This window comes from Cryptosporangium japonicum, from assembly GCF_039524755.1.
GTDB lineage: Bacteria > Actinomycetota > Actinomycetes > Mycobacteriales > Cryptosporangiaceae > Cryptosporangium > Cryptosporangium japonicum.
Genome location: NZ_BAAAGX010000010.1, coordinates 61671 through 66264, shown reverse-complemented (window position 1 = coordinate 66264; position 4594 = coordinate 61671). Strand labels below are relative to the sequence as shown.

Genomic DNA, 4594 nt, shown 5'->3' with positions numbered 1-4594 from the left:
CCAGGTCGTCCCGGTCGACCAGCTGATCGACGACCTCTGGGCCGACTCGCCGCCGGCCACCGCGCGCAACACCGTGCAGGTGTACGTGTCCGCCGTGCGCCGCGGCCTGGAGGCGGCCGGCTCCGCGCTGCGCCTCGACCGTCTCCCGGCCGGGTACCGGCTGGCCGGGCGGCGCGAGCAGATCGACTGGCACCTGTTCGAGACGCTCAGCGTCCAGGCGCGCCGCTGGACCCGCGACGGGGACCAGCCGACCGCCGCCGAGCTGCTCCGCCGGGCCCTCGCGCTCTGGGACGGCGCCCCGCTGGCCGACGTCGCCGCGAGCCCGCTCCACGAGGCGTTCGTGCCGCGGATGGAGTCGGTCCGCGTCTCGGCGCTGAGCGACCGGATCGCGGCCGACCTCGCGCTGGGCCGCGGCGGGCTGGTCGGTGAGCTGACCGGGCTGGTCCGCGCCCACCCCCTCGACGAGCGCTTCGCCAGCCAGCTCATGCACGCACTGCACCAGGACGGCCGGCGGGCGCAGGCGCTCGCGGTGTACCGCGAGACCCGCGACCGGCTGATCGAGGAACTCGGGGTGGAACCCGGCGAACGGCTGCGTCGCATGCACGCGGCGGTGCTCGCCGACGACCGCCGGCTGCGCCCCGAACGCCGGGACCGGCCGGACGTCGCCGGCGCGACCTGGTCCGGCGAGTTCGTCGGACGCCACGCCGAGCTGACCGAACTGGTCGCGGCGCTGGCCCGGCCCGGGCTCGTCACGCTGACCGGGCCGCCCGGCGTCGGCAAGTCACGACTGGCCGCCGAGGTCGTCACCCGGGTACGCGGGGTGCGGGTGGTGCTGGTGCGGCTCGAGGGCACCGCCACCGGCGGCGAGCTGGTGGCGAAGGTCGCCGACGCGGTCCGCGCCACCGACACGCCGATCGTCGACCGGCTGCTGGGCCAGTCGGTGCTCCTGGTGCTGGACAACTGCGAGCACCTGACCGACGCGTGCGCGCGGCTCGTCGCGCAGCTGCTCGCCGGCACCGACGACCTGCGCGTGCTCGCCACCTCGACGGTGCCGCTGCGGGTCGGCGGCGAGTCGGTGCACCGGCTGGCCCCGCTGGCGCTCCCGGGCGAGGTCGGGAGCGCCGCCGACGCGCTGGCCAACGACGCGGTCGCGCTGTTCTGCGCCCGCGCCCGCGCGGTCCGCCCGACGTTCGAGCTCTCCGACGGGATCGCCCCGGCGGTCGCCGAAATCTGCCGCGCCGTCGACGGCCTGCCGCTGGCGCTCGAACTGGCCAGCGCGCGCACCGCGGTGCTCAGCCCGGCCGACCTCGCCACCCGCCTCGCCGACCAGCTGCGGGTGCTGCGTCCCGTCGGGGGCGCGACCGGCGGGCGGCACGGCTCGCTGGCCGCCGCGCTGGCGGCCGCCGTCGACCGGCTGACCCCGGCCGAGCGGACGCTGTTCGCCCGGCTGGCGGTGTTCGCCGACACGTTCCCGCTCGCGGCCGCGGAGGCGGTCGGCGGCCCGGACGCGCTCGACCCGCTGCACCGGCTGGTCGACGCGTCGCTCGTGGTCGCCGACGTCACCGGCCCGGAGACCCGGTTCCGGATGCTGGAGTCGGTGCGCCAGTACGGCCGGTCGCTGCTCGACCCGGCCGACGCGCTCGACCGCCGCGACGAGTACCTGGCGCGGCTGGCCGCCGACGCGGTCGCCGAACAGTTCGGGCCCGACCGTCCGCGCTGGCAGCGCCGCCTCGACGCGGCCCGCCCCGACCTGCTGAGCGCGCTCGACCGGACGTTGCGCGGCGGGCGGCTCGAGGTCGGGCTGCCGATGATCGCCGACCTGCGCTGGTGGTGGAGCAACTCCCCGCGCGCCGGGCTCGGCTGGTACCGGCTGGCGCTGCGCAGCGCGGCGTCCCGGGACGTGGCCCCGGAGCTGCTGTTACGGGTGCAGCTGACCGCGGCGGTCGTCGCGTCGTACGTGACGCTGCCGGAGGCGATGGAGTACGCGGCCGCGGCGAGCGCCACCGCCACCCGGCTCGACGACCGGCCCGGCATGGTGCGTGCCGCGCAGCACGTCTCCGACATCGCGCTGGAGCTCGGTGACCTGGAGACCGCGCGCCGCTCCGGCGATCTGGCCTGGCGGCTCGCCGAACGCGGCGGCGACTCGTCGGCGATCGGCCGGTGCGGGCTGTCCGTCGCCTACAACCACTTCGCCGACGACGCACTGGACGACGCCGAGCGCTGGGCCGACGAGGCCGCGGCCGTGTTCGCGCGCGACGACGACGAGGCCGGTCAGGCCGACGCGCGCCTGCTGGTGGGGGAGATCCTGCTCGAGCGCGGTGACCTGGACCGGGCCGAGCCGGTGCTGGCCCGGGTACTCGGGACGTTCCGGCGGCACGAGAGCCTCGAGCAGGTCGCGCGGGCCGCGGTGCTGCTCGCCGCGGTCGTCGGCCGCGACGGGCGGCAGTCGGACGCCGCCGACCTGGTGCGTGAGGCGTTCGACGGGCACGGCGCGATCGCCCACCCGTGGGCGGTGGCCCACGACCTGGAGGTCGTGGCCGCGGTCTCCGCCGGCGGGGGCGTGGCCGGGGCACGGCGGGCGGCGACGCTGCTCGGGGCGGCCGGCACCGTGCGCGCCGACGCGGGGCTGGTGCCGCTGCCGCGGGACCGGCGGGTGCGTGCCGAGGTGGAGGCCCGCTGCCGGGCCACGCTCGGCGACCGGGCGTACCGCGCCGCCGCGCTGGCCGGCGCCGCCCTCGATCTCCCGGCCGCGGTCAACCTGGCCCGCGCCGTCGACTGAGGATCACGCCGGCCCGGGTGGGCTCGGGCGCCATGGGTCGATCGGCGTGGTGTGGCGTCGGCCGACGGCCCCCGCAGGTCGGCCGACGCGAGGGCAACGCTACGCACGCCGGGCCCCGGCGGGAACACCTCGCCGCCTTCAGGAAATTTTCAGCGCGACCGGGCACCCTGACGCCTGGCGCTGGCGATCGCCGCCGCGGTGGCGGCCGCGGCGTCCCCGGCGGCCGCCGACGAGGCCACGATCACCAAACCGGTCCGCCTCTACTAGGGCCACTTGTTCGGGTTGCCGTGGTTGTCGTCGTCGCACCACCTCGTCGGATCGACCCCGGGCGGCACGGGATACCCGCAGTCCGGCGGTGGTGGGGGCACAGCGGCGACCCCCGCGGCGCCGACGCCGAGACCGAGAAACGCTCCCAGCGCGGCGGCCAGCGCCACCCGCGACCACCGCTGCCGTCCACTGCGAACCATCTGCTCTCCCGTCCGATAGAGGCATCAGTGGCGCCCCCGTCCTGATGTGCGGAACGCGCCGGCCGGTTTCCACCGACGGCCGGCCGACGCGGAGCCACGCTACGCACGGCCCGGGCCCGGGGGAACACCTCGAAGCCTTCAGGAAGCCTTCAGGGCCCGACGACAGGGTGCGTCCGTGCGAATGATTCGGGAATTCGGTCAGCTGTCGGGGGTCGTCGGGCGGCGGGCGGCACTCCGGTACGCCGGGCTGGGGCTCGCCGCCGCGGCGCTCGGCGCGTGCGGCGTCGAACTGCCGGGGAGCAGTCCCCGGGCGACGATGATCGGCGCGTTCGTGAAGGGCACCTGGAAGGTCAGCGCCGAGGGCGGAACCGGTGTCCTCACGATCGGCGACGGCACCTGGGACCTGGCCGCGGGCACCCCGCCGCCCGGCCGCGACCACGGCCTGCTCACCGACGCGATGACCGGCACCTACCGCATCGACGCCGGCGTGCTGACCGTCGAGGTGGACGGCGACGGCGCCCGGCATCGCGGCACCGCGATCGCGCTGCCCACCGAGGTGTCCGACCGCGCGGACTTCAGCGCCACCTGGAGCTACCGGAGCGACGCGTTCACGGTGCCGGTGGCCTGGGACGGCACGACGCTCGTCGTCCAGATCGTCCACCAGCGTCACGGCGGCCTGATCCTGTACACCGCCGAACGCGCCCGGTAGGACACGGTCGACGGGTCCGCCGGCGCCCCTCGCGCTCGGGATTTACCCTTCGCGGGGTGAAACCGACGCACGATCTCGTACTCGCGACGGCCTTCGGCGCGCGGACCCTGGGCGGACTTCCGATCTTCCTCGAGCGGATGTGGCACCCGCACGCCACCGACACCGTCGATCCCGGACAGGCCGTGGAGCTGCGCTGGCGTCAGCTGTCGGGCCTGGACTCGCCCGAACTGGCGGCGGCCCTCCGCGTGGAGATACCCCCGATCCAGGAAAGCGTGAAGCGATCGGCGCTACCCGGCGCCGCGGTGGCGTCCGCCTCGCTCGACGTCTGCCTCTACTTCCTGGGCGACACGGTGAGCTCCGCGGAGGCCGCGGGGCTCGCGCTGGCCGTCGCCGGGGAGATGGACCGTACCGGGGCGGCCCCGCCGGCCGGGGGCGACTCGTGGGCCGCGCACGAGGCGCGCGGGCAGGCGGACGTCGTCGACTCCCTCCCCCGGACCGACGGTGCGTTGTCGGCCGAGGACGTCTCCGACATCCGCTCCGCCGCCGGCGCGGACTCGCTGACCTACCGGTACGCCGTGGCGGCGTTGCTCGGCCCGCCTCCGCCGTTCGAGTTCGCCCGCCGGACGTGACCGGCGGGCG

General features: G+C 76.6%; 4 protein-coding genes. 3 read left to right on the top strand and 1 reads right to left on the bottom strand.

Features of this window, described 5'->3' with window-relative positions; all coding sequences use genetic code 11:
* A partial coding sequence (locus tag ABD437_RS13225; RefSeq protein WP_344649090.1) for an AfsR/SARP family transcriptional regulator occupies window positions 1-2779 on the top strand: 2779 nt, incomplete at its 5' end.
* Window positions 2780-3042: 263 nt separating this feature from the next.
* On the opposite strand, the gene ABD437_RS13220 is transcribed toward ABD437_RS13225, so the two are convergent.
* Window positions 3043-3246, bottom strand: a complete 204-nt coding sequence (locus ABD437_RS13220) for a hypothetical protein (protein WP_344649089.1) — start codon at window positions 3244-3246, stop codon at window positions 3043-3045.
* A 181-nt stretch (window positions 3247-3427) separates the two neighbouring features.
* Here ABD437_RS13220 and ABD437_RS13215 point away from each other — a divergent pair, with 181 nt between their 5' ends.
* Both ABD437_RS13215 and ABD437_RS13210 read left to right on the top strand, forming a co-directional pair.
* Entirely contained in the window at window positions 3428-3955 is a 528-nt protein-coding gene (locus tag ABD437_RS13215; RefSeq protein WP_344649088.1) for a hypothetical protein, read from the top strand.
* A 56-nt stretch (window positions 3956-4011) separates the two neighbouring features.
* Window positions 4012-4584, top strand: a complete 573-nt coding sequence (locus tag ABD437_RS13210; protein ID WP_344649087.1) for a hypothetical protein — start codon at window positions 4012-4014, stop codon at window positions 4582-4584.
* Window positions 4585-4594 lie beyond the last annotated feature (10 nt).